25 protein-coding genes are annotated in these 22,515 nt (G+C 68.9%); 18 read left to right on the forward strand and 7 right to left on the reverse strand.

The genetic code is table 11. The features are described 5' to 3' along the window. Positions 1-89: 89 nt before the first annotated feature. Positions 90-764 carry a flavodoxin family protein gene (locus FBY20_RS01195; RefSeq protein ID WP_142049487.1) on the forward strand — a complete coding sequence of 225 codons (675 nt, stop codon included), beginning with the start codon at positions 90-92 and terminating at the stop codon, positions 762-764. Here FBY20_RS01195 and FBY20_RS01200 read toward each other — a convergent pair. From FBY20_RS01200 to FBY20_RS01230, 7 genes are all read right to left on the reverse strand, one after another. Continuing rightward, complete coding sequence (locus FBY20_RS01200; RefSeq protein WP_255452199.1) at positions 736-1,590, reverse strand: AraC family transcriptional regulator; 855 nt, start codon at positions 1,588-1,590, stop codon at positions 736-738. The genes FBY20_RS01195 and FBY20_RS01200 overlap by 29 nt on opposite strands. Before the next feature lie 20 nt (positions 1,591-1,610). Continuing rightward, entirely contained in the window at positions 1,611-2,570 is a 960-nt protein-coding gene (locus FBY20_RS01205) for a proline dehydrogenase family protein (RefSeq protein WP_142049490.1), read from the reverse strand. 73 nt (positions 2,571-2,643) lie between these two features. Further along, positions 2,644-3,552: a DMT family transporter gene (locus FBY20_RS01210; protein ID WP_062841835.1), complete on the reverse strand. Its 909-nt coding sequence runs from the start codon at positions 3,550-3,552 to the stop codon at positions 2,644-2,646. Positions 3,553-3,723: 171 nt separating this feature from the next. Next, the gene (locus tag FBY20_RS01215) at positions 3,724-4,971 is read right to left on the reverse strand and encodes a D-amino acid dehydrogenase (RefSeq protein ID WP_056316037.1); all 1,248 of its coding nucleotides are present in this window, start codon (positions 4,969-4,971) and stop codon (positions 3,724-3,726) included. A gap of 106 nt (positions 4,972-5,077) precedes the next feature. After that, positions 5,078-5,515 (reverse strand): Rrf2 family transcriptional regulator, encoded by a 438-nt coding sequence (locus tag FBY20_RS01220; RefSeq protein WP_056316034.1) that lies wholly within the window; start codon positions 5,513-5,515, stop codon positions 5,078-5,080. Positions 5,516-5,574: 59 nt separating this feature from the next. Beyond that, entirely contained in the window at positions 5,575-6,792 is a 1,218-nt protein-coding gene (gene hmpA, locus FBY20_RS01225) for an NO-inducible flavohemoprotein (RefSeq protein ID WP_142049495.1), read from the reverse strand. A 90-nt stretch (positions 6,793-6,882) separates the two neighbouring features. After that, positions 6,883-7,548: a 4'-phosphopantetheinyl transferase superfamily protein gene (locus FBY20_RS01230; RefSeq protein WP_142049500.1), complete on the reverse strand. Its 666-nt coding sequence runs from the start codon at positions 7,546-7,548 to the stop codon at positions 6,883-6,885. 110 nt (positions 7,549-7,658) lie between these two features. On the opposite strand from FBY20_RS01230, the gene FBY20_RS01235 reads away from it, so the two are divergent. Genes FBY20_RS01235 through FBY20_RS01315 form a run of 17 tightly spaced genes read left to right on the forward strand, consistent with a single transcriptional unit; the run spans position 7,659 to position 22,499 of the window. Then, positions 7,659-8,381, forward strand: a complete 723-nt coding sequence (locus tag FBY20_RS01235; RefSeq protein WP_142049503.1) for a beta-ketoacyl synthase chain length factor — start codon at positions 7,659-7,661, stop codon at positions 8,379-8,381. Further along, entirely contained in the window at positions 8,378-9,241 is an 864-nt protein-coding gene (locus FBY20_RS01240) for a 1-acyl-sn-glycerol-3-phosphate acyltransferase (RefSeq protein WP_142049506.1), read from the forward strand. Before FBY20_RS01235 ends, FBY20_RS01240 begins: the two co-directional genes overlap by 4 nt. Next, positions 9,222-9,482 carry a phosphopantetheine-binding protein gene (locus FBY20_RS01245; protein ID WP_056316022.1) on the forward strand — a complete coding sequence of 87 codons (261 nt, stop codon included), beginning with the start codon at positions 9,222-9,224 and terminating at the stop codon, positions 9,480-9,482. The genes FBY20_RS01240 and FBY20_RS01245 overlap by 20 nt, the downstream gene beginning before the upstream one ends. Before the next feature lie 16 nt (positions 9,483-9,498). Continuing rightward, positions 9,499-9,753 (forward strand): acyl carrier protein, encoded by a 255-nt coding sequence (locus FBY20_RS01250; RefSeq protein ID WP_056316019.1) that lies wholly within the window; start codon positions 9,499-9,501, stop codon positions 9,751-9,753. Continuing rightward, entirely contained in the window at positions 9,750-10,298 is a 549-nt protein-coding gene (locus tag FBY20_RS01255) for a hypothetical protein (protein WP_142049508.1), read from the forward strand. The genes FBY20_RS01250 and FBY20_RS01255 overlap by 4 nt, the downstream gene beginning before the upstream one ends. 4 nt (positions 10,299-10,302) lie before the next feature. Next, the gene (locus FBY20_RS01260; protein ID WP_142049511.1) at positions 10,303-12,006 is read left to right on the forward strand and encodes an AMP-binding protein; all 1,704 of its coding nucleotides are present in this window, start codon (positions 10,303-10,305) and stop codon (positions 12,004-12,006) included. Continuing rightward, a complete protein-coding gene (locus FBY20_RS01265; protein ID WP_142049514.1) occupies positions 11,993-12,745 on the forward strand; it encodes a glycosyltransferase family 2 protein in 753 nt (250 codons plus the stop codon). Before FBY20_RS01260 ends, FBY20_RS01265 begins: the two co-directional genes overlap by 14 nt. After that, on the forward strand, positions 12,742-13,665 hold the full coding sequence (locus FBY20_RS01270) for a glycosyl transferase (protein WP_142049517.1): 924 nt from the start codon (positions 12,742-12,744) through the stop codon (positions 13,663-13,665). Before FBY20_RS01265 ends, FBY20_RS01270 begins: the two co-directional genes overlap by 4 nt. After that, on the forward strand, positions 13,658-14,107 hold the full coding sequence (locus FBY20_RS01275; protein WP_142049520.1) for a thioesterase family protein: 450 nt from the start codon (positions 13,658-13,660) through the stop codon (positions 14,105-14,107). Before FBY20_RS01270 ends, FBY20_RS01275 begins: the two co-directional genes overlap by 8 nt. Then, positions 14,098-14,736, forward strand: a complete 639-nt coding sequence (locus FBY20_RS01280; RefSeq protein WP_142049523.1) for an outer membrane lipoprotein carrier protein LolA — start codon at positions 14,098-14,100, stop codon at positions 14,734-14,736. Before FBY20_RS01275 ends, FBY20_RS01280 begins: the two co-directional genes overlap by 10 nt. After that, positions 14,720-17,047, forward strand: a complete 2,328-nt coding sequence (locus FBY20_RS01285) for an MMPL family transporter (protein ID WP_142049526.1) — start codon at positions 14,720-14,722, stop codon at positions 17,045-17,047. Before FBY20_RS01280 ends, FBY20_RS01285 begins: the two co-directional genes overlap by 17 nt. A 40-nt stretch (positions 17,048-17,087) precedes the next feature. Next, positions 17,088-18,335 (forward strand): NAD(P)/FAD-dependent oxidoreductase, encoded by a 1,248-nt coding sequence (locus FBY20_RS01290; protein ID WP_142049529.1) that lies wholly within the window; start codon positions 17,088-17,090, stop codon positions 18,333-18,335. A gap of 7 nt (positions 18,336-18,342) precedes the next feature. Beyond that, positions 18,343-18,897: a DUF3261 domain-containing protein gene (locus FBY20_RS01295; protein ID WP_142049532.1), complete on the forward strand. Its 555-nt coding sequence runs from the start codon at positions 18,343-18,345 to the stop codon at positions 18,895-18,897. Beyond that, a complete protein-coding gene (locus FBY20_RS01300) occupies positions 18,894-20,093 on the forward strand; it encodes a beta-ketoacyl-[acyl-carrier-protein] synthase family protein (protein ID WP_142049535.1) in 1,200 nt (399 codons plus the stop codon). The genes FBY20_RS01295 and FBY20_RS01300 overlap by 4 nt, the downstream gene beginning before the upstream one ends. Further along, complete coding sequence (locus FBY20_RS01305; RefSeq protein ID WP_142049538.1) at positions 20,090-20,545, forward strand: hotdog family protein; 456 nt, start codon at positions 20,090-20,092, stop codon at positions 20,543-20,545. Before FBY20_RS01300 ends, FBY20_RS01305 begins: the two co-directional genes overlap by 4 nt. Then, a complete protein-coding gene (fabG, locus tag FBY20_RS01310; RefSeq protein ID WP_142049541.1) occupies positions 20,542-21,273 on the forward strand; it encodes a 3-oxoacyl-ACP reductase FabG in 732 nt (243 codons plus the stop codon). Before FBY20_RS01305 ends, fabG begins: the two co-directional genes overlap by 4 nt. Then, on the forward strand, positions 21,273-22,499 hold the full coding sequence (locus FBY20_RS01315; protein WP_142049544.1) for a beta-ketoacyl-ACP synthase: 1,227 nt from the start codon (positions 21,273-21,275) through the stop codon (positions 22,497-22,499). The genes fabG and FBY20_RS01315 overlap by 1 nt, the downstream gene beginning before the upstream one ends. The last annotated feature ends 16 nt before the right edge of the window (positions 22,500-22,515 follow it).

Below are 22,515 nucleotides of genomic sequence, written 5' to 3' on the forward strand. Positions count from 1 at the left end.
GTGAAGGAATCGTCAGTTGTCGCGGTCCTGCCTGGAGATCAGCATTACCTATCCGAATGTAGTCCCAGCATTTCACCAAGGAGCCAAGAATGAATTCAAATCACCCAAAACAGCGACTGCTGATCCTGGTGGGCAGCCCGCGCCGCAATGGCAACAGCGCGGCGTTGGCCCACGCCGCGCGCCGGGGCGCGCAGGCGGCTGGCATTTCGGCCTCCCTCTTTTTCCTGGATGACTACATCCAGGGCCTGCTGCCCGATCTGCGCCATGCCAAACCGCCCGCCGACCGGTACGCCGAACTTTTCCTGGACCATTTCCTGCCGGCCGATGGCGTGCTGTTCTGCACGCCGATCTACTGGTATGGAATGTCGGCGCAGACCAAGGCGTTCTTTGACCGATCGTTCAGCCACTACGCGGGTTCCGGCCCCGAACCCGAACGTGTCAAGGCACGCATGGCCGGCAAGCGGCTCGGACTGACGGTGGCGTCCGAAGAGACCTATCCCGGCGCGGCGCTGGGCATCGTGCATCAGGTGCAGGAGTTTGCGCGCTACACGCATTCCGATTTCGTGGGATATGTGCACGGCGCGGGCAACCGGCGCGGCGAGGTGGCGCTGGATCCGCGGCGCCCGCTGGCCGCCGCGCAGGCGCTGGGCGCGGAATTCTTCACACGCAAATATTCGGATTACCGGCTCGAAACGCCCCGCCGTCACAACGTCTGGGAGCCGCCGGCGCCGGCTCTCACCAGCACGCCGGGCGGACTGCCGTAAACCTGCTTGAACACCCGCCCAGGTGCGCCTGATCGGCAAAACCCACCGCCTGCGCCGCGTCCGCCAACGGCAAGCCGCCGCGCAGCAGCACCCGCGCGCGCGCCACGCGCCAGTTGCGCAGCCACGCCTGCGGCGGCAGTCCGTAACGCCGCGCAAACTGCTTGACCAGCGTGGTCCGATGACGATCCTGCGCCTGCGCCAGCGCTTGCAGGTCGGGCGCGCAGCACGGATCCGCCGCCATGCGCGCATGCAGCATGGCGCAGACGTCGGTGATGGCGGACAGGTCATCGGAGGGAGGTGCTGCGGGCGTCCCGGCTGCAGGCGTACCGGCTTCGGGCATACCGGCTCCGGGCGTCCCGCTTTCGTCCAGCGCCTCGCCATGCGCGGCCAGCGTGCCGAACAGGGCCGCGGACAGGCGTGCGCTGCGTTCGGCGGGCGCGATCTCGTCAGGCGTCAACGCCTCCAGCCATTGTGCGCACAGGGCGGCATCCGCGATCACCGGTCCCGCCAGCCGCGCGCCCTGCGCATGCAGCGCGCGAGCGTGGTCCTGGAACCAGGCCGGATCGATGTACGCCATGCGATACGCGAGCGGTCCGGCGGCCGTGCCGCCCGTGTGCACCTGTCCCGGCGCGATCACCACCAGTTCGCCCGCGCAGGCGGCGTGGGCCTCGCCCTGCACAGTGAAGTCGCACCGGCCATGCTCGATGGCGCCGATGGACCACGCGTCGTGAAAATGCGGCGCGTACCGGTAGGCGCGCAGGTCCGCGATCAGCACGTCGCCGGGCAGCCCCGCGCCGCAATGCCAGATGTGTTGAGAAACCGCCATGTTGCGCCAGCCAGTCGCGGCTATCCGAAGTAATGCCCGTCCGATGTCAGCGAACGGGCCAGGAGCCACGCATTGCGAGGATTTTCGCCGACGCGGCGGATGGCATACGGCCACCAGTCCGCGCCGAACGGAAGATAAACCCTGACGTTATAGCCCAATCCGCGCAGCGCAATCTGCCAGTCCGGACGCACGCCGTAGAGCATTTCGAATTCAAATCCCTCGGCGGGCCAGCCGCGCTCGCGCGCCAGATCGACGATGGCCCCGGCCAGCCGGTCGTCGTGCGTGCCGAACACCGGGTAAAAGCCCGATTCGCGGGCCTCGCGCGACAACATGATGGACGCCGCGTCCAGATAGGCCTGGTCGATGCGCGCGCGCCCGGTGTGGTCCAGCGCGCGCTCGGGGAAAGCGCCTTTCACCAGCCGCAGCGATGTGCGCTGCCGGATCGCCCAGGCCAGATCCTCGGGCGTGCGCCGGCGCCGCGCCTGCAGCGTAAGGCCCGCCGGCAGGCCCTCGGCCAGCAGCGTCCGGTGCAGCGCGCACGTGCGGTCGCGGATGCCGGAATCTTCCATGTCCAGCACCAGCCAGTCCCGCCCCGTGCCCGAGGCGGCGTGCACCGCCCTGCCGATACGTCGCGCGTTTTCCTCGCCCAGGGCATCGGCCTGCATGTAGCCGATGGCCGTGGGGTCGACGGAGACATGCACGTCCAGGCCCGCGCCCGCCAACGCCCGGCAGGCGTCGATGGCTTGCCCGACGTTGTGGTCGATGGCGGCGCGATCCGCCACGTACTCGCCCAGATAGAAGAGCGACGCGCGGATGCCGTGCGCCTCGCGCAGTCTCACGGCGGTGCGCACGGCTTCGTCCACGCCAGCGCCGCCGACGAACCGGCGCGCCAGCGATGTCCGGGCGGCCATCGCCCGCATCGCCTGGCCGACCGCCGGGCTCCGGGCCAGCGCAATTGTGGTCTTTTGAAAAATGCTCATCGCCTCACCGCGCAAAGCGGCCACTATGCGTCGGCGGCGGGCGCCTGTCTTGAACGCCCGTGAACAGCGGGGGCTACGCCTTGCCGGCCGCCAGCGCGCGCCCGGCGCCAAACAGCGGCCGCTGGACAGTCTGCGCCAGCAGCACGCCCGCCAGCGTGACCGCGCCGCCCAGGACGTGATAGCGCTGCAGATGCTCGCGCAGCATCACGAAAGCAGCCAGCGCGGTAAAGAGCGGCAGCAGGTTGATGAAGATGCTGCAGCGGTTCGGGCCCAAGCGGTGCACGCCTTCGATCCACAGGTACGACAGCAGCACCGACGAGAAAATGCCGGCGTACAGGATCAGCGGAATGGTATTGGTGTCCAGCGCGGCCTGGGCGGCCGGCACCCTCAGGTAGAGCGGAAGCATATAGATCAGCGCAAAAATCGACTGCACGAAGGTGGACTGCCAGGCGGGCACCGGCACCTTCCAGTGGCGCAGCAGCACGCCGTACAGCGCGTACGACAACGCGGCCAGCAGCATCAGGCCGTCGCCCACATGCACGCCATGCTGGAACACGCTCAGCATGTCGCCCTGCCCGACCAGATACAACAGTCCCAGGAACGACAACGCCCCGCCCGCGGCCATGCCGAGCGTCAGCGGATCGCGCAGGATCACGACGCTGCCCAGCATGCTGAGCAGCGGGATCAGCGCCGTCAGGATGGCCATGTTGGTGGCGGTGGTGGTTTCGGCCGCCCGGTACGACAGCGCCTGGAAAACCGCCGACGACAGCGCGCCATACAGCGCCAGCTTCGGCCAGTGCCGCAGGATGACCCTGCGATTGCGCCAGGCGGGACGGGCCGTGAACAGCCCCATGAGGAACAGCGCCAGCAGCAGGCGGTAGAAGGTGATGGCGGTGGGCGAGATGGCGCTGGCGGCCATCTTGGAGACGATGACGTTGCCCGCCCAGAACAGGATGGCGAACAACGGAAACAGATAGGACATGGTGGAAGGCTCGAAGGAGGGATCGGCTCCTTCGCGCCCGCAAGAATGCGGTCTGGCGAAGGAGTGATCGTCATCCTATTCAGCCCGCGTCAGCCCGTCTGCCGACGAAATGGCACGTGCTATCGCAAAATGGACATTGCCCTTGCCGGCGCCGCGTTCACGCTTCGAGGTTCAGGGCTTGAACGGCGCCGGATCCAGCGGCAGCTCCAGGCCGCCCATTTGCGCCGTCAGCAACGCCGCGCTGCCGCAGGCCAAGGTAAACCCCAGCGCGCCCTGCCCCACGTTCAGCCACAGATTGTCGGCTGCCGGGCTGCGGCCGATCAGCGGCTTTCCGGTGGGCGTGGCCGGGCGCAGGCCCGCCCACGGAATGGCCTGGCGCAGGTCCAGCTGCGGAAAGGCTTCGAGCACCTGCTTTTTCAGCAGGCCGACGCGAGCGGGGTCGATGTCGGCGTTGTTGCTGCCGATGTCCACCATGGCCGCGATCCGCAGCACGCCGCCGACACGGGCGTAGACGATGCGCCGTTCGTAGTCGGTCACGCTGATGCGCGGCGCCACGGTGTCGTCGTCTGCCAGCGGCACGGTCAGGCTGTAGCCCTTCAGGGGGTACAGCGGCACGTCGTGACCGAGGGGCCCAAGCAAGGCGCGGGTACCGATGCCCGTGGCCAGCACGACGGCGTCGGCGCCGATGTCGCCGTCGCGCGTGTTGACCGCGACGATGCGGCGGCCTTCGCGCTGCAGGCCGGACACCGGGTTGGACATGGCGCACTGCACGTTGCCCAGGCCTTGCAGGCGGTCGAACAGCGCTTCGGTGAATTGTCGGCAGTCGCCGGCTTCCTCGCTGGGGGTATAGATGGCGCCCGCCAGGCTGGCGCCCATGCCGGCCAGCGCCGGTTCGCGCGCCACGGTCTGGGCGGCATCGAGCACCTGCTGGTCCGCGCCGTGCGCCGCCTGGTACGCCACCAGCGCGCGCGCCTTTTCCAGCAGGTCGGGGCTGCGGTAGGCGATGAGCTTGCCGTTCTTCAGGTGGCCGAACGCCAGGTCTTCCTGTTCCAGCAGCGAGTGCATGACATCGCGGCTGAGGTAGGACAGCGTCAGCATCTGGGCGGTGGACGCCTTGGCGACCGAGGCGCGGCAGGCCAGCGCAAATTGCAGGCACCAGCGCCACTGATGCGGATCCAGGCGGGGCCGGAACCGCAGCGGCGAATCATGGCGCAGTAGCCAGCCCGGCACGCTGGGCAGCACGCCGGGCCCGGCCAGCGGCGCCACATAGCTGTAGCTGAGCTGACCGCCATTGGCATAGCTGGAGACTTCCGCCGGGCGGGGCTGGCTGTCGACCAGCACCACGTCATGACCCTGGCGCGCCAGGAAATAGGCCGACGTCACACCGACGACGCCGGCGCCAATTACGCAAACGCGCATACCGTTATCCAAGTAGACCGCGAACACGGCCATTCTGTAACGGCCGCCCCCGCGCCGGCAAATGCCAAACGCCGCAGGGGCCATAACCAAACATCATGTCCCCGATTCAGGCGACGCGGTGCAGCTTGATGATCGCGGCGGCGGTCGGTTCCCGGACCAGATCGGCCAGCGTGTAGCCATTGAGGGTGTCGTAGAAGGCCTGCAGCGTCTGCGCCAGCACGCCCGACAGCCGGCACACGCCGTCCAGCGCGCACGGGGGTTCGCGGCAGTCGATGAGGGGACCCTGCTGTTCGAGTTCGCGCACCAGATCGCCGACGCGGTATTCCGTGGCGGGGCGGGCAAGGCTCAGCCCGCCCCCCTTGCCGCGCGTGGTGCTGACCCAGCCGCGCTGCGACATGAAATGCACGACCTTGACCAGGTGATTGCGCGACAGGCCAAAGCGGTCCGCGATCTCGGGGATCGTGACGGCTGCGGACCGGTCGCGGCATTGCGTCAGATACATCAGGACGCGCAGGCCGAAGTCGGTGAATCGGTTCAGTTGCATGGTGGACAGGACATGTGGACCGGGCGGCCCGGAAACGTCGGGCCGCCAGGATACACCGGTCAGCCGGCGACGCCGCCGGTGCCGAAGGCCTCGGCGTGGATGCGGTCTTCGGTCACGCCCAGCCCCAGCAACGCCTCGCGCTGCGCACGCATGAAGGCCGCCGGGCCACACAAGTAGTAGTCCGCGCCCGGCACGATGGCCTCGTCGCGAATGGCGTGCAGATCGACGCGCCCCTGGTGATCGTAGTCGCGGCCGGCCTGGTCGCCGTGGCCCACCTCTTCGTAGAACACCGCCTTGCGCACGTTGGCGCGCTTTGCCGCGATGTCGTTCACGTGGTCGCGCATGGCGTGCACCGAACGATTGCGGCAGCCGTGCACGAAGCGGATCTGGCGCGCGTCATTGGCATGCACCAGATGGTTCAGGATCGACACCATGGGCGTCAGACCCACGCCGCCGCTCAGCAGCACGACGGGCGCATCGCCGTCCTCGCGCAGGTGGAAATCGCCCTGCGGCGGCGCGACGTCCAGCACGCCGCCTTCTTCCAGGCGGTCATGCAACGCGTTGGACACGCGGCCCGCCGGCGTCTGGTCGCCCGCCGGTTCGCGCTTGACGGAGATGCGCAGGCGATCCTGGCCGGGCGCGTCCGACAGGCTGTATTGGCGCGGCTGCATCAGGCCCAGTTCCGGCACGAACACGCGCACGGACACATACTGGCCGGGCTGGTAAGCCGGGACCGTGCCGCCGTCGGCCGGGGCGAGGTAGAACGAGGTGATTTCGGCGCTTTCGGGCTGCTTGCCCACGACGCGGAACGCGCGCCAGCCGGTCCAGCCGCCGGGCTTGTTGGCCGATTCCGCATACAGGCGGGCCTCTTCGGCGATCAGCAGGTCGGCCAGTTGGCCGTACGCCGCCGCCCACGCGTCCACCAGTTCGTCGGTGGCGGCTTCGCCCAGCACCTCACGAATGGAAGCCAGCAGATGCTTGCCCACGATGGCGTAGTGCTCGGGCCGGATGCCCAGGCTGACGTGCTTGTGCACGATCCGCGTCACCACGGGCATCAGCACCGAGGGATCGTCGATGTGCTCGGCATAGGCGGTGACCGCGCCGGCCAGCGCGTGCTGCTGCGCGCCGCCCGCCTGGTGGGCCTGGTTGAACACGTGCTTGAGTTCCGGGTTGTGCTGGAACATGCGCGCGTAAAAGTGCTTGGTCAAGTCGACGCCATGGACCTTCAGGACGGGGGCCGTGGCTTTGACCAGCTCGCGGATTTGGGGGCTCAACATCAACTGCTCCTTGAATGGCGAACAGGATCGCCTTTAAACATATATTCATAATACATCTTTAAATGCGAGCGGCGAAACGTCAGGGCGGTTTCAAGTCGTATCGGGCAGCCAACAACCTTGTATCAGGACATCCGGCAGCTGACAGCCGGCCGCGCCGGTCCACACGGGTTGCGCGAAGTCCCCTGCTGATCCTTCTGGGGCCAGCCAAACCACCGAGGCCATCCAGCCGGCGCCCACCCGATAGGAGCAGGCCCGCCAGCGTCCCGGCGGCGGGCGCAGCGCCAAACCGGACGGCGCCGGACACAAGCCCACCGATGCCATGTCAGCCGGAAAATCCAGGCCGGCGGCCTTGATGAAGGCCTCTTTCAATGTCCATAGCTGGTAGAAGCGGAGCAGGCGCGCCTCGTCGGGCAGCCCTGCCAACAGGTCGCGTTCGGCGGACGAACACACCCACTGGGCGAGCCCCTGCACGTCGCGCGGGGAGATTGCCTCGAGGTCGGCGCCGACTTTCCAGCCGGCCGGGGCGGTGGCCACGATGGCGTGCCCGTTGCTGTGGCTGAGCGAGGCCGGGCGGGAATCGGGCTGGCGGCTTCGCACGTCATGCAACAGCGCGCGGCTGGCCTTCCAGTCGCGCAGCGCCTTGCCGCTGCGGATCGCAGCCGCTCGGGCAGCGTCTTCGGCGGAGAGCTGCGCGGGGCTATATAGAGAGGCGGCGCTTTGATCCGCCCACCAGATTAAAAGTTCCTGAACATCCAACGGAGAAAGTAACTATTTAGAAAATAATGCGAGGAATCTAAGCCAATTTGTGTGATGTGTAACTATTCAAAACAGTTTGAGCCGAGTTTGCCATAGTAGAATCGCGCGCTATGTTGACGTTCTCCATCGCGCATTGGCAAGGTTGGACACCAGGATTTCAAGACCCGAGCAGTTGGCAGCACTGGGCGGAACACCCGTATTGCCCCCTCGGAGATCAGGCCGCCGCCCGCCTCGACTTCTTGCCCCCCATGCAGCGCCGCCGCCTCAGCCCTCTGGCTCGCGGGGTGTTTGCATGCGCGTGGCCGCTTGCCGACGGATACCCGGACATGCCGTTCGTATTCGCCTCGCGGCACGGAGAAACCACGCGCAACTTCGGACTGCTTGAGTCGCTGGCGGCCGACGAGCCGCTGTCGCCCACGGCATTTGGCCTGTCGGTTCACAACGCGATAGCCGCGCAATGGTCGATCATACGCCGCGAAACGGCCGAGTCCGTGGCGCTGTCCGTCGAGGACGACGGCCTGGAGCACGCCTTCCTCGAAGCCGCGCTGCTGTTCGGCCAGGGGCATGGCAACGTGCTGGTGGTGCTGGCCGAGGAAGTGCCGCCGCCGCCGTACGCGCCCTGGGTGGGCGACGCGCCGTTTTCCTACGCCGCCGCGTTCCGCCTGTGCCCGGGCACGGACTGGGCGCTCTCGATGGGTCCGGCTGGCGACGGCGATGCGCCGCCGCAAGTCTGGCCCAATCCGCTGAATCTGGTTCGCCACCTGACGCTGCAGACCCGAAGCTGGCGGCACGCCAACCGCAGCCGCCAATGGACCTGGACACGTAACGCATGACCTCCCCGGCTCAAGTTCGTCAAGATTTCTGGCTTTGGCGCCTGGTCGCCACCGGCATGGCCTTCACCATGTTCGGGGTGGGCGGCGTGCTGCTGCGCCTGATGGTGTTTCCGCCCCAGCGCCTGCTGCCGGGCGACCGCCAGGACCGCCAACGCCGGGCCCGCTGGGCATTGAATGGCACCTTCAGGCTGTTCATCCGGTTCATGGTGCGCGTGGGCATCCTGACCGTGGAATTCAAGGGCGCCGACCGCCTGGGCCGGCCGGGCCAGATGATTCTTGCCAACCACCCGTCGCTGCTGGATGTGGTGTTCCTGGTCGGGCACGTCAAGAACGCCAACTGCATCGTCAAGCATGGCCTGGCCACGAATCCCTTCACCCGCGGCCCCGTGGCCAATGCCGGATACATCACCAATGACGAAAGCTTCGACATGTTCGACCGCGCGGCTGATGTGCTGCGCAATGGCGAAACGCTGATCGTCTTCCCGGAAGGCACGCGCACGCCGCCGGACGCCATGCCGCAGTTTCATCGCGGCGCATGCGCCATTGCGCTGCGCGGCGCGCAGGTCGTGACGCCGGTCGTGATCCGGATGAATCCGCGCAGCCTCACCAAGGGCGAGCCCTGGTACCGGATTCCGCCCTCGCGCATGCGCTATGTCATCGAGGTCGGTGAAGACATCGACCCGGCGACCTGGAGCCAGGCGCATCCGCTGCCCATCGCCGGCCGCAAGATGAATGCCTACCTGCACGCCTATTTCGAAGCCAAGCTGGCGCCGCAGGCGCCGCAGGGCGCCCCAATGAACGCGCCGCCGCCCACGGCGGCGCAAGTGGAGTCAACGCTGGATGAATCAACTGGAACTTGAGCTCAAGACGCTCGTCATCGAGTCCCTCGGGCTCGAAGACATCACGCCCGACGACATCGACCGCGAAGCCGCGCTGTTCGGAGACGGACTGGGCCTGGATTCGGTCGACGCGCTGGAGCTGGGCCTGGCGCTGCAAAAGCGTTACGCCATCACCATCGATCCCGAAACGCGCAACATGCGCGAGCATTTCGCCAGCATTGCCAGCCTGGCGGCATTTGTCACTGCGCAACGCCGCGACTGACGCATACGGAGTCACCATGCACACCCGCGACGAAATCTTCAACACGCTGCGCGGCGCCCTCGTCGAACTGTTCGAAATCGAACCGGAACGGATCACGCCCGACGCGCATTTGTACACCGATCTGGAAATCGACAGCATCGACGCGATCGACCTCATCGACCACGTGCGCCGCCAGACCGGCCGCAAGCTGGACGCCAACGACTTCCGCACGGTCCGCACCGTCGAAGACGTCGTGCAGGCCATGTGGCAAAAGCAGGACCCGGCCGCATGAACCGTGGCGTTGCGGCCGCCTTGGCCGCCGCCGCAGTGGCTTACCCCTTCGTCGTGTACGCGATGCTGGGACGCGTGAACGCCGCCTGGCTGGCCTTGCCGCTGGCGCTGTTGTGGCTGGCCCGCGGCCTGACCGCGCGCGCCGCGCAGCCCGGCGACAAGCTGCTGCCCGCCGCCGCACTGGTCTTCTGCCTGATCCTGGCGGTAACCAATTCCGAGAGCTGGCTGCGCTGGTATCCCGTGCTGGTCAACGCCATGATGCTGGCCATTTTCGGCATGAGCCTGCGCGCCGGACAGCCCGTGGTGGAACGTCTGGCGCGCCTGCGCCACCCCGATCTGCCGCCCGAGGGCGTGCGCTACACCCGCAACGTGACCCGCGCCTGGTGCGTGTTTTTCGCCTTGAACGGCACGATCGCCGCCGCGCTGGCGGCCTGGGCGCCGTGGAGCTGGTGGGTGGCCTACAACGGCTGCGCCAGCTACGTGCTGATGGGCATGATGGCCGCCGGCGAATGGCTGGTGCGCCCCGCCGCCGCGAAGGCCGCCTGAAGCCATGGCCTGGACGCCCCTGCCCCACCTGCTGATGCCCGCCCCTGGCGGCATGGACGCTGCCATCGCGGATGGCCCGGCGATCACCCGCGAGGTCTTTGCGCGGAACGCCCTGTCCGTGGCGGGCGCGTTGCGCGCGCGCCCGGTGCGCCGCGCCGCGCTGTGGTTCGACGACGCGGTGGAACTGGCCTGCGCGCTGTTCGCGTGCTGGCGCGCGGGCGTCGTGGCCGTCCTGCCCGGAGACAACCAGGGCCAGACCTGCAACGGCCTGGACGGCACGGTCGATGCGTGGCTGACCGACACCGATCTGCCCGTGCCTGCCGCGCGGCAATGGCGGCTGGCGGACCTCTTGGACCAGCCGCCGCTCGCGCCCGCCGAACTGGATGCATCGGTGACGCTGGTGCTGTGCACCTCGGGCTCCAGCGGCGCGCCCAAGCACATCGTCAAGCAATGGCGCCAGCTTGCGGCGGAGATCGACGCCTTGCAGCGGCAATGGCCCGACACGCAGACACCGGTGCTGGGCAGCGTGTCCGCCCAGCATATGTATGGCCTGCCCTTTCGCGTGCTGTGGCCGCTTTGCGCGGGCCGCCAGATCGACCGACGCCAGCGGCTGTACCCCGAAGACCTGCAACAGGCCAGCCTGCGTTTTCCCACATTCGCCTGGATCGCCAGCCCCGCGCTGTTGCGCCGGCTGGGCCAGCGCCTGGACGCGGCGCAACTGCGCGGGCGGCTGACGCGCATCCATTCGTCGGGCGGCGCGCTGCCGCTTGACGTATCCGACGACATCGAACGTTCGCTCGGACTGCGCCCCACCGAGATCTACGGCAGTTCTGAAACGGGCGCGGTCGCCTGGCGCACCGGCGACACCGACTGGCAGCCGCTGCCGGGCGTCAGCGTCGACCTGAACGACGCAGGCGCACTGCGCGTGTCGTCGCCCTGGGTGCAGTCCAGCGAGGCGCAGACCGCCGATGGCGCCGAGCTCACAGCGACGGGTTTCCGGCTGCTCGGCAGGCTGGACCGCATCATGAAGATCGAAGACAAGCGCGTGTCGCTCCCCATGATCGAACACGCGCTGATGGAACATGCCTTCGCGACCGACGTCCGGCTCGGCAAGGCCGCCGGCGCCACGCGCCTGGCCGCGCTCGTTGCGCTGTCGGCCCACGGTCTGCATGCACTGCGCAACCAGGGCCGCAAAGCCGTGGTGGACGCGCTGCGGGGCCATCTGGCCGCGCGCTTCGAATCGCTGGCGATTCCGCGCACCTGGCGGCTGCTGCCCCACCTGCCTGCCAACGCCCAAGGCAAATTGCCGCAAGCCGACTTCGAGGCCGCGGCCGGCCCGCGCCCCGTGGCGCCCGCCGCCATCCCGGCTGGCCTGCCCGGACAACCGGACAACGAACGCCGCTATACGCTGGACATTCCCTACGACCTGGCCTACTTCAGCGGACACTTTCCCGCGGCGCCGGTCGTGCCGGGCGTGGCGCAGATCAGCTGGGCCATGTCGCTTGCCCAGCGCGACCTGCACCCCGGCCTGAACTTCGCGGGCATGGAAGCGCTGAAGTTCCAGCGTCTGCTGCGTCCGGGCGACGCCGCCGTCCTGACGCTGAAATGGGATACCGCCAAACAGAAGCTCTACTTCACATTCACGGTGAATGACGCGCCGTGCTCGTCCGGGCGCATTCTCCACGGGGCAAGCCATGACGCCGCATAAGCTGTGCGCGGTCGTGCCCGTGTACAACCACGGCGGCACCGTCGCCGCGGTCGTCGCGCAGCTTGCCGCGCAAGGCCTGCCTTGCGTTCTGGTGGACGACGGCTCCGCGCCCGCGTGCGCCGCCGTGCTGGACGCCTTGGCAGAACGGCCCGACACCCACCTGGTACGCCGCGCCGTCAACGGCGGCAAGGGCGCCGCAGTGCAGGATGGATTGCGGGCCGCGCTGGCATTGGGATACACGCATGCCCTGCAGGTGGACGCCGACGGCCAGCATGCGCTGCAAGACATCCCGCTATTCGCGCAAGCCTCGCGCGAGCAGCCGGACGCCGTGATCTGCGGCGCGCCCGTGTACGGCGACGACGTGCCGCGCAGCCGTCTCTACGGCCGCTGGTTGACCCGCGTGTGGGTCTGGATCAACACCCTGTCGCTCGACATCCCCGACGCCATGTGCGGGTTTCGCGTCTACCCGCTGGCAGCCGTGCTGCCGGTGATCGACGGCGCCCACGTCGGCCAGCGCATGGACTTCGACATTGCCGTGCTGGTGCGGCTGCACTGGCGCGGCTTGCGCATGGCCTGGCTGCCGACGCGCGTGGTCTACCCCGAGGGCGGCATTTCGCATTTCAAGGGCCTGCAAGACAACGTGCTGATCAGCTGCATGCACGCGCGCCTGTTCTTCGGCATGCTGGCCCGGTCGCCGGCGCTGTTGTGGCGCCGCCTGTCCCGGAGCGCCCAGCCATGAGCGTGGCCGATCCGCATTGGGCCGGGCAGCGCGAACGCGGCAGCCCCGTGCTGATGCGCCTGACGGCCTGGGCCGCGCGCAGGCTGGGACGGCGCGCGGTCGCCCCCGTGGTCTGGGTGGTGGTGCTGTACTTCTACGCGTTTGGCGCCCGCGCGCGGCGCGCGATCGCGGTGTACCAGTCTCGCGTGGCGGCCTCCGGCGAACTGGCCGCGCCGCTGCCGCGCGCCCTGCCCGTGTACCGCCAGTACCTCGCCTTCGCCACCGCCATTCTGGACAAGCTGGACGTATGGCAGGGCAAGATCACGATGGCGCGTCTGGATATCGCGGACCCGGACGGCCTGCATGGCCAGATGGGCCACGGCCGCGGACAGATCCTGGTGGGCTCGCACCTGGGCAACCTCGAAATCTGCCGCGCGCTTGCGGAGCAGACCGGCGCGCTGCGGCTCAATGTGCTGGTGCACAGCAAGCACGCCGTGAACTTCAACCGCCTGCTCGACGAGGCCGGCGGCGGACTGCGCATGATCCAGGTCAGCGAGCTGGATGCCGCCGTCATGCTGGATCTGGCCAAGCGCCTGGACCGCGGTGAATGGCTTGCCATCGCCGGCGACCGTGTGCCGCTGCGCGGCGACCGCACGGTGCCCGTGCAATTCCTGGGCGCCACCGCCCTGTTCCCCCAGGGCCCGTGGCTTCTGGCGGGCCTCTTGGGCTGCCCCGTGAACCTGCTGCGCTGCACCCGCCACGGCGGCCGCTATCGCGTCTCGATGGAGCGCCTGACCGAGCGCGTCGAATGGACGCGCGCGACCCGGCAGGCGCAGATCGCCGTCTGGACCCAGCGCTATGCCGACCGCCTGGCCGCGCATTGCCGCGACGCGCCGCTGCAGTGGTTCAACTTCTACCCCTTCTGGAAAGACGATGCGTAAACGTGGCGCGATCGGCGCGCAAGTCGAAATCCGTGTGCCCTTCTTCGATGTCGATTCGATCAACGTCGTGTGGCACGGCCATTACGTCAAATATCTGGAACAGGCGCGCTGCGAACTGCTGGACCGGATCGGCCACAACTACGACGCGATGCGGGCAAGCGGCTACGCCTGGCCGGTGATCGACCTGCATCTGCGCTACGCCCAGCCCGCGCAGTTCGGCCAACGCCTGGTCGTGCGCGCCGAGCTGGTCGAATGGGAGCACCGCCTCAAGATCAACTACCTCATCCAGGACGCAGCCACGGGCCAGCGGCTCACCCGGGCCACCTCAGAACAGGTCGCCGTGTGCCTGGCCAGCCGCGAAATGCAGCTGACCTCGCCCAAGGTCTTCGTTGATGCGGTCGAACGCGCCCTTCAATCCCAGGAGACCGCGACATGCGCCTGACCCTGCCCCAGCACCTGACCCTGTCGCGGCGCTGGAACCGATTTCTCTTTTTGCTGGCGATGGCGCTGCTGCCCTTGAGCGCCCAGGCGTTCGACCTGAACGCCCTGCAACAGCAACTGCGCGCCACGCCGATCGTGCGCGGGCAGTTCGTCCAGCAGAAATTCCTGCGGTCGCTGCCCCAACCCCTGACCAGCCGGGGCGACTTCACGCTGGCGGCGGGCAAGGGCCTGCTGTGGCTCTTGCGTACGCCTATCGCCCAGGACCTGCGCATCAACGCCGACGGCATCGCGCGCCGCGACGAATCGGGTGCCTGGCAGGCGCTGCCCCAGCACACCGGCGCGGGACGCGAGAACCAGCTATTTCTGTCGGTCCTGGCTGGCGACACGCGCGGGCTCGAAGAGAACTTCGATCTGGCGCTGACGGGCGAGGCGACCGCCTGGAAACTGACGCTGACGCCGCGGTCGGCGCTGCTCAAGCAGATCTTCAGCACGATCCAGATCGACGGCGGCGCGCTGGTCGATCGCATCGAATTGCGCGAGACGCAAGGCGACCGCAGCGTCCTGCAGATGACGGGCGCGGTTGCGGCCGATGCGCTCACGCCCGAGGAACAGCGTGCATTCTCGGACTGAACGCTGGCTGCCCCGCCTCTTCAAGCTGGGGCTGCTGCTGGTGCTGCTTGCCGGCGCCTGGCAATGCCGCAATGGCTGGCCGGTGTCGGCCAACCTGATGGAGCTGGTGCCGCAGAGCGCCAGTGACGCCACGCGCCAGTTGGCCGAGGCCCGCATCCAGGAACCGCTGTCGCGCCAGCTCATCGCGCTGGTGTCTGCCCCGGACGGCGCCGACCCCGCGCAGCCGGCGCGCCTGCTTGCCAAACGCTGGTCGGACAGCGGCCTCTTTTCGGTCGTGCAGGTGGACGTGAATGTGGACCTGGCCGCCCTGCGCGAACAACTGCTGGCCGGCCGCCTGGCGATGCTGCCGCTGGCGGACCGCCAACTGCTTGAGACCGATCCCGCCGCATTCGCACAGCGTCGCGCGCGCGAGCTGTCCGATCCGTTCTCCTCGTCGGGGCTCGTGCCCGCCGATCAAGACTGGCTGGGGCTCACGCGCCGCGCCGAGCAATCGCTCAGGCCTGGCGGACCCGTGCATTACGACATGGGATCGGGCACGCTGCAGGCGCAGCAGAACGGCAAACGCTGGGTGCTCGTGCGTGCCGAGACGCGCGGCGACGCATTCGACGCCGATGCGCCGCAACGCATCGCCACGCAGATCGCCAAGGACCGCGAGGCCCTGCAGGCCGGCGGCGCCCAGATGCTGGTGGCGGGCGGCGCGCTGTACGCGGCCGCCGGCAAGGCGCAGGCGGTCGCCGAAAGCAGCTGGATCGGGTCCGGCGCCACGATCGGCATCGTGCTCGTCCTGTTGCTGGCGCTGCGCCGCTGGCGCGTGCTGCTGGCCTTCGTGCCGGTGGCCGTGGGCCTCGTGACCGGCGCGGTCGCGTGCGTCGCGGTATTCGGCTCGATCCACGTGCTGACGCTGGTCATCGGCGCCAGCCTGATCGGGGTGGCGGTCGACTTTCCCATGCACTGGCTGGGCAAGCGCTTCGGGATGCCGGACTGGCAAGCGTGGCCCGCGCTGCGCCGCGTGCTGCCCGGCCTGACGATCAGCCTGGCCGCCAGCCTGGTGGGCTATGTCGCGCTGGCGTTCACGCCGTTTCCGGCGCTGACCCAGACCGCCGTGTTCTCGGCGGCCGGCCTGCTTGGCGCGTATGCCTGCACGGTGTGCCAGCTTCCGGCGTGGATGCGGGGCTGGCAGCCGCGCCCCTGGCTGCCGCTGCTTCACTTTGCCCAGGCCGCGCTCGCCACGCGCGAACGGCTGGGCGCCCGGCGCGGCGTCCTGTGGGCCGGGGCGGCCGTCCTGGTGGCGGTGACGGCGGGCGGCATCGCGCGGTTGGGCATCCAGGACGATCTGCGTCAATGGCTGAGCCTGCCGGCGCCGCTGATGCAGCAGGCCAGGCAGATCGGCGAGATCACCGGTTTTGTGCCCACAAGCCAGTTCTTTCTGGTGCGCGCGCCCGATCCCGACGAATTGCTGCGCCGCCAGGCGCGGGTCGCGCAAGCGCTCGACACGCTGGTCCAGCGGGGCGGCCTGGCCACCTACAACGCGCTCAGCCAGCTTGTGTCGCCCGCCGCCGACCAGCAGGCCCTGGGCCGCCGCCTGGCCGAGCTGGCCGGACAACCGCAAGTGTGGAAGCCCATGACGGACCTCGGCATTCCGCTCGAGGCCGTGACGCAGGAGCTGCAGTCGCTGGCGGCGCTGCCGGTCGTCACCATCGACGGCGCGCTGCAAGGCCCGCAGGCCGAACGCTGGCGCGCGCTGTGGCTTGGCCAGCACGACGGCGAGTACGCGGGCATGATCTCGCTGCTGGGCCTGACCGATCCCGCCGCGCTGCAAGGCATTGCGCAGGCCGCGCCCGGCGTCACGCTGGTCGATCGCAGCGGCGAGCTGAACCGCATGTTCGCCGCCACGCGGGTCGAAGCCGCCGAACTCAAGTTGCTGTCCTACGTGGCCGCGGCCGTGCTGCTGCTTCTGACGCTGGGACGCGCCGCCACCTGGCGCATCCTCGCCGTGCCGCTGGCGGCCACCGCCTGCAGCCTGGCCGCGCTGGGCTACCTGGGCCAGCCCTTGACGCTCTTCAGCCTCTTCGGCCTGCTGCTGGTGTCGGCCATCGGCGTGGACTACGCCATCTTCATGTACGAGCGCGTCGCCGGCGCCGCCGCCAGCCTCGTCGGCATTTTGCTGGGCGCCGTCACGACGTTGCTGTCTTTCGGACTGCTTGCCCTCAGCCACACGCCCGCCATCGCCAACTTCGGGCTGGCGGTGGCCCTGGGCGTCGCCTTTTCGCTCCTGTGGGCACCCTGGGTCCGGCCGCCCCAGCGGGCCTGACATCTGCCTCTTTCACCAAGGAATCATGGAAACCTCCAGCATGGAACATCGGGAAGTTGTGGTTATCGGGGCGGGCCCCGCCGGCGCGGTCGCTGCGGCGCTGCTGAAACGGCAGGGACATGACGTGCTCATGCTGGAACGCCAGCAGTTCCCCCGGTTCTCCATCGGCGAAAGCCTGCTGGCGCACTGCCTGGAATTCGTGGAAGAGGCCGGCATGCTGCCCGCCGTCCAGGCCGCGGGCTTCCAGGTCAAGAATGGCGCCGCGTTCGCCTGCGGCGACGCCTACACGTACTTCGACTTCCGCGACAAGTTCACCGCCGGGCCGGGCACGACCTTCCAGGTACAGCGCGCGCATTTCGACAAGGTGCTGGCGGACGACGCCGCGCGCCAGGGCGTCGAGGTGCGCTATCAGCAGGAAGTCACCGCCGCGGACTTCGGCAGCGCCGGGCCCTTGCTGGACGTGCGCCGCGCGGACGGCAGCGCCTACCAGGTCAAGAGCCAGTTCGTGCTGGACGCCAGCGGTTACGGCCGCGTGCTGGCCCGTCTGCTGGACCTGGAACGCCCGTCCGGCCTGCCGCCCCGCAAGGCCATCTTCACGCACATCGAAGACCGCATCGACGATCCGGGCTTTGACCGCGAGAAGATCCTGATCACGGTTCACCCTGAACAACGCGGCATCTGGTATTGGCTGATTCCCTTCTCCAACGGCCGCTGCTCGTTCGGCGTGGTGGGCGGCGATGACCTTTTTGGCGGCCCCGGCGAGGACCTGATGACCACGTTGCGCGCCATGGCCGATGCCGCGCCCAACCTGAAGCGCGTCTTGAAGAACGCCGTCTGGGACACTCCGGCCAACACCATCGGCGGATACTCCGCCAGCGTCACCCGCCTGCACGGCCCCGGCTTCGCCCTCTTGGGCAACGCCGCGGAGTTCCTGGATCCGGTGTTCTCGTCCGGCGTCACCATCGCGCTGCGCTCGTCCAAGCTGGCCGCGGACGCCTTGCACCGGCAACTGGGCGGCGCGCAGGTGGACTGGCAAGCCGAGTTCGCCGACCCGCTGATGATCGGCGTGGAAACCTTCCGAGCCTACGTGCAGGGCTGGTACACCGGCGAATTCCAGGACGTCGTCTTCTACCAGCAGGCGCAACCGGAAATCCGCCGCATGATCAGCTCCATCCTGGCCGGCTACGCCTGGGACACGGCCAACCCCTTCGTCGCCAACCCGCATCGCCGCCTGCGCATGCTGAGCGAGCTGTGCCGCAGCGGCGACCGGCTCGCCCAGCCCGCCTGACCCCGCCATGACCGCCCATCCCGCCTCCTTCCTGTCCGCCTGCCGCGCCCTGGCGATGACGCTGGCCTTGCTGGCGCTGGCCGGCTGCGCGGGCGCGCCGCCCCTGCCCGCGCGCGACGCCGGTTTTTCGCTGCCGCGCCAGTTGCACGTGGTGCAGGCCGCGCCGGGCCAGCCCGCTCAGGATCTGCTGCTGGTGGTCCAGCGCGAAGATGCCGCCCTGCGGTGGTCGCTGTTCGACCCCATGGGCGTGCCGCAGGCGCGCCAGATGCTGGAGCGCGGGCAATGGCGCAACGATGGTTTCATGCGGCCCAACGCGCAGGCGCGCGATCTGTTCGCGGCGCTGATTTTTGCCTGGACCCCGCAGGCCGAGCTTGACGCAGCCTACGGCGCGGCGTCGTGGCGCGCGGCCTCGCAAGGCGGCGCCACGCAACGCCTGCTGCTCGATGGCGGCAAGGTGCGCTGGACGGTCACCTATCCCGCGGACTTGCAGAGCCAGGCGTTGTCGATCGGCAGCGCCAGCGGCGTGACGTGGCGCATCACCCCCCTGAAGGAGCAGCCATGACGACCTGGCTTGGCACTCCCGGCATTGTCTGCGCGCTGGGCGCTGGCGTTGACGCCGTCGGCCGCGCCGCGTTCGCGGGCGACACCAGCGGCATGCGCGCCCAGGACGGCTGGGTGAACGGCCGCACACTGACGCTGGGCGCCGTCACCGGCGCGCTGCCGCCGGTGCCCCCGCAAATGCCCGCGCATCACCACAGCCGCAATAACCAGATGCTGCTTGCGGCGGCCCTCCAGATCGAGGACCGGCTGCGCAGCGCCATCGCCCGGTACGGCGCCGCGCGCGTCGCGGTGGTGCTGGGCACCAGCACGTCCGGCGTGAACGACAATGCGCCCGCGTTCCGCCATCTGCGCGCCCATGGCGCCTGGCCGGACGACTACGACTACCGCCGGCAGGCCCTGTCTTCGCCCGCCGCCTTCCTTGCGGACTGGCTGGGCGTGACGGGGCCGGCCTACACCCTGTCCACCGCATGCACCTCCAGCGCCCGCGCCCTGCTGTCGGCGCGCAGGCTGCTGCAGCTGGGCCTGTGCGACGCAGTGATCTGCGGCGGCGCCGACACGCTCTGCCGCCTGACCATCAATGGCTTCGCGACGCTCGAAGCGGTGGACGAAGCGCTGTGCGCGCCCTTCTCGGCCCATCGCCGCGGCATCAACATCGGCGAAGCCGGCGTGCTGTTCCTGATGGAACGCGATCCGGCCGATGCCAACGCCGTGGCGCTATTGGGCGGCGGCGCCAGTTCCGATGCCTGGCACATGTCCGCGCCCGACCCGACCGGCGAAGGCGCGCGCCGGGCCATGCAGGCCGTGCTGCAATCGGCCAGCGTGGACGCCGCCAGCATCGGCTGGCTTAACCTGCACGGCACCGGCACGCCGCACAACGACGCCATGGAAAGCCACGCCACGCACGCGGTGTTTCCGAACGGCGTGCCCTGCGCGTCGACCAAGGCGCTGACCGGCCACACGCTGGGCGCGGCCGGCGCCCTGGAAGCCGCGCTGGCCTGGATCACGCTGTCCGCCGCCAACACGCAGGGCGCGCTGATGCCCCATGTGTGGGATGGCCAACCGGATCCGGCGCTGCCCGCGCTGGACTTCAGCACGTCCGCGCACCGCTACCCGGCGGGCCGGCGGCGGCTCGCCATGAGCAACTCGTTCGCCTTCGGCGGCAACAATGCCAGCCTGGTGCTGGGAGGCCAGCCATGACGACGTGGCCCATTGCCAGCCTGCTGCCGCACGCGGGCGACATGATCCTGCTCGACGCGGTCACCCACCATGACGCGGACAGCCTTACCGCCCAGGCCGTCGTGCGGCCGGGCCCCTACTCGCTGCCCGACGGCTCCCTGCCGCCCTGGCTCGGCATGGAACTGATGGCGCAGGCCGTCGGCGCCTGGGCAGGTTGCCAGGCCCGCCAGGCCAACGAAGCCGTCAAGCTCGGCTTCCTGCTTGGCACGCGGCGCTATGAATGCCACGACGCATCGTTGCCCGCCGGCGCCACCCTCACCATCCACGTCGAACGCGGCCTGATCGACGCCAGCGGCATGAGCGTCTTCGAATGCGAACTGCGCGAGGGCACGCGCGTGCTGGCCCAAGCCCGGCTCAACGTCTATCAGCCCAGCGACCCCAACACCCTTATGCAGGAACAAGCCCCCCAATGAGCGCCGCCCCCATTCTCGTCACCGGCTCGAGCCGCGGCATCGGCCGCGCCATCGCGCTGGCCCTGGCCGACGCGGGCCACGATCTGGTGCTGCATTGCCGCCAACAGCGCGCGCAGGCCGAAGCCGTCCAGGCCGAGGTGCAGGCCCGTGGCCGCCAGGCCCGCATCCTTCAATTCGACGTGGCCGACCGCGCGCAGTGCGCCGCGGTGCTGCAGGCAGACGTCGACGCGCACGGCGCGTATTACGGCGTGGTGCTCAATGCCGGCCTGACGCGCGATGGCGCGTTCCCCGCCCTGACGGGCGACGACTGGGACCAGGTGCTGCGGACCAACCTGGACGGTTTCTACAACGTGATGAGCCCGCTGGCGATGCCCATGATCCGCCGCCGCGCGGCGGGCCGCGTGGTGTGCATGACCTCGGTCTCCGGATTGGTCGGCAACCGCGGACAGGTCAACTACAGCGCCTCGAAGGCCGGGCTCATCGGCGCCGCCAAGGCGCTGGCCGTGGAACTGGCCAAACGCCACATCACCGTCAACTGCGTGGCGCCCGGTCTGATCGATACGGACATGATCGACGAGCAGGTGCCGGTCGAGGAAATCCTGAAGGCCATCCCGGCGCAGCGCATGGGCCGGCCCGAAGAGGTGGCCGCGACCGTGGCATTCCTGATGTCGCCCGGCGCCGCGTACATCACGCGCCAGGTCATCGCTGTAAACGGAGGACTTTGCTGATGAAACGCGTCGTTGTCACCGGCATGGCCGGCATCAGCGCCCTGGGATCGGAATGGCAGGCCATCCAGCAGGCTTTCCAGGAGGGCCGCAGCGCCATTCGCGTCATGCCCGACTGGTCGCGCTACACGGAACTGAACACCCGTCTGGGGGGCCCGGTCGAAAACTTCCAGCCGCCCTCGCACTGGACGCGCAAGCAGTTGCGCAGCATGGGCCGGGTGTCGCAGCTGGCGGTGCGCGCCGCCGAAAACGCCCTGGCCGACGCCGGCCTGCTGGGCGAGCGCAGCATCACCGACGGGCGCATGGGCGTGGCCTGCGGATCGTCGGTCGGCAGCACCGCCGAAATCCGCGCCTTCGGCAACATGCTGCTCAACGGCGTGACGGATGACCTGAACGCCAATTCCTACGTGCGCATGATGCCGCACACCACCGCGGCCAACATCGGCATCTTCTTCGAACTGAAGGGCCGGATCATCCCGACCTCCAGCGCCTGCACGTCCGGCAGCCAGGGCATCGGCTACGCCTACGAGGCCATCCGCTACGGCCGCCAGGACCTGATGCTGGCGGGCGGCGCCGAAGAACTGTGCCCCAGCGAGGCGCTGGTGTTCGACGCGCTGTACGCAACCAGCCAGAAGAACGACACGCCGGAACTGACGCCCCGCCCCTACGACCGCGACCGCGACGGACTGGTCATTGGCGAAGGCAGCGGCATGCTGGTCCTCGAATCGCTGGAACACGCCCAGGCCCGCGGCGCGCGCATCCACGCCGAGATCGTGGGCTTTGGCAGCAATTCGGACGGCACGCACATCACCCGGCCCGAAGCGGCCACCATGCGCATCGCGATGGAAATGGCGCTGGCCGACGCCGGCCTGCCGCCCGAGGCAATCGGCTACGTGAACGGGCACGGCACCGCGACCGAACAGGGCGACGTGGCCGAAACGCAGGCGACTTCCGGCCTCTTTGGCAGCCGCATGCCGATCAGCTCGCAGAAAAGCTACCTGGGCCACACGCTGGGCGCCTGCGGCGCGCTGGAATCGTGGTTCAGCATCGAGATGCTCAGGCACGACTGGTACGCGCCCACGCTGAATCTGCAGAATGTCGATCCGTTATGCGGCGAGCTCGATTATCTGGACGGAGACGGCCGGCGCATGAGCAACGAATACGTGATGAACAACAACTTCGCGTTCGGTGGCATCAACACGTCCCTGATCTTCAGGCGCTGGCCCTGACGCGGGCCAGCGCCGC

This window comes from Achromobacter sp. SLBN-14 (genome assembly GCF_006715415.1).
Classification (GTDB): domain Bacteria; phylum Pseudomonadota; class Gammaproteobacteria; order Burkholderiales; family Burkholderiaceae_B; genus Achromobacter; species Achromobacter mucicolens.

Coding starts and splice junctions, on each gene's coding strand:
- FBY20_RS01260 (WP_142049511.1), top strand. CDS start 10,303: ATGGCCTGGACGCCCCTGCCCCACCTGCTGATGCCCGCCCCTGGCGGC.
- FBY20_RS01295 (WP_142049532.1), top strand. CDS start 18,343: ATGACCGCCCATCCCGCCTCCTTCCTGTCCGCCTGCCGCGCCCTGGCG.
- FBY20_RS01200 (WP_255452199.1), bottom strand. CDS start 1,590: ATGGCGGTTTCTCAACACATCTGGCATTGCGGCGCGGGGCTGCCCGGC.
- FBY20_RS01280 (WP_142049523.1), top strand. CDS start 14,098: ATGCGCCTGACCCTGCCCCAGCACCTGACCCTGTCGCGGCGCTGGAAC.
- FBY20_RS01270 (WP_142049517.1), top strand. CDS start 12,742: ATGAGCGTGGCCGATCCGCATTGGGCCGGGCAGCGCGAACGCGGCAGC.
- FBY20_RS01205 (WP_142049490.1), bottom strand. CDS start 2,570: ATGAGCATTTTTCAAAAGACCACAATTGCGCTGGCCCGGAGCCCGGCG.
- FBY20_RS01235 (WP_142049503.1), top strand. CDS start 7,659: ATGTTGACGTTCTCCATCGCGCATTGGCAAGGTTGGACACCAGGATTT.
- FBY20_RS01290 (WP_142049529.1), top strand. CDS start 17,088: ATGGAACATCGGGAAGTTGTGGTTATCGGGGCGGGCCCCGCCGGCGCG.
- FBY20_RS01215 (WP_056316037.1), bottom strand. CDS start 4,971: ATGCGCGTTTGCGTAATTGGCGCCGGCGTCGTCGGTGTGACGTCGGCC.
- FBY20_RS01265 (WP_142049514.1), top strand. CDS start 11,993: ATGACGCCGCATAAGCTGTGCGCGGTCGTGCCCGTGTACAACCACGGC.
- fabG (WP_142049541.1), top strand. CDS start 20,542: ATGAGCGCCGCCCCCATTCTCGTCACCGGCTCGAGCCGCGGCATCGGC.
- FBY20_RS01250 (WP_056316019.1), top strand. CDS start 9,499: ATGCACACCCGCGACGAAATCTTCAACACGCTGCGCGGCGCCCTCGTC.
- FBY20_RS01255 (WP_142049508.1), top strand. CDS start 9,750: ATGAACCGTGGCGTTGCGGCCGCCTTGGCCGCCGCCGCAGTGGCTTAC.
- FBY20_RS01300 (WP_142049535.1), top strand. CDS start 18,894: ATGACGACCTGGCTTGGCACTCCCGGCATTGTCTGCGCGCTGGGCGCT.
- FBY20_RS01220 (WP_056316034.1), bottom strand. CDS start 5,515: ATGCAACTGAACCGATTCACCGACTTCGGCCTGCGCGTCCTGATGTAT.
- FBY20_RS01240 (WP_142049506.1), top strand. CDS start 8,378: ATGACCTCCCCGGCTCAAGTTCGTCAAGATTTCTGGCTTTGGCGCCTG.
- FBY20_RS01210 (WP_062841835.1), bottom strand. CDS start 3,552: ATGTCCTATCTGTTTCCGTTGTTCGCCATCCTGTTCTGGGCGGGCAAC.
- FBY20_RS01305 (WP_142049538.1), top strand. CDS start 20,090: ATGACGACGTGGCCCATTGCCAGCCTGCTGCCGCACGCGGGCGACATG.
- FBY20_RS01195 (WP_142049487.1), top strand. CDS start 90: ATGAATTCAAATCACCCAAAACAGCGACTGCTGATCCTGGTGGGCAGC.
- FBY20_RS01245 (WP_056316022.1), top strand. CDS start 9,222: ATGAATCAACTGGAACTTGAGCTCAAGACGCTCGTCATCGAGTCCCTC.
- hmpA (WP_142049495.1), bottom strand. CDS start 6,792: ATGTTGAGCCCCCAAATCCGCGAGCTGGTCAAAGCCACGGCCCCCGTC.
- FBY20_RS01275 (WP_142049520.1), top strand. CDS start 13,658: ATGCGTAAACGTGGCGCGATCGGCGCGCAAGTCGAAATCCGTGTGCCC.
- FBY20_RS01315 (WP_142049544.1), top strand. CDS start 21,273: ATGAAACGCGTCGTTGTCACCGGCATGGCCGGCATCAGCGCCCTGGGA.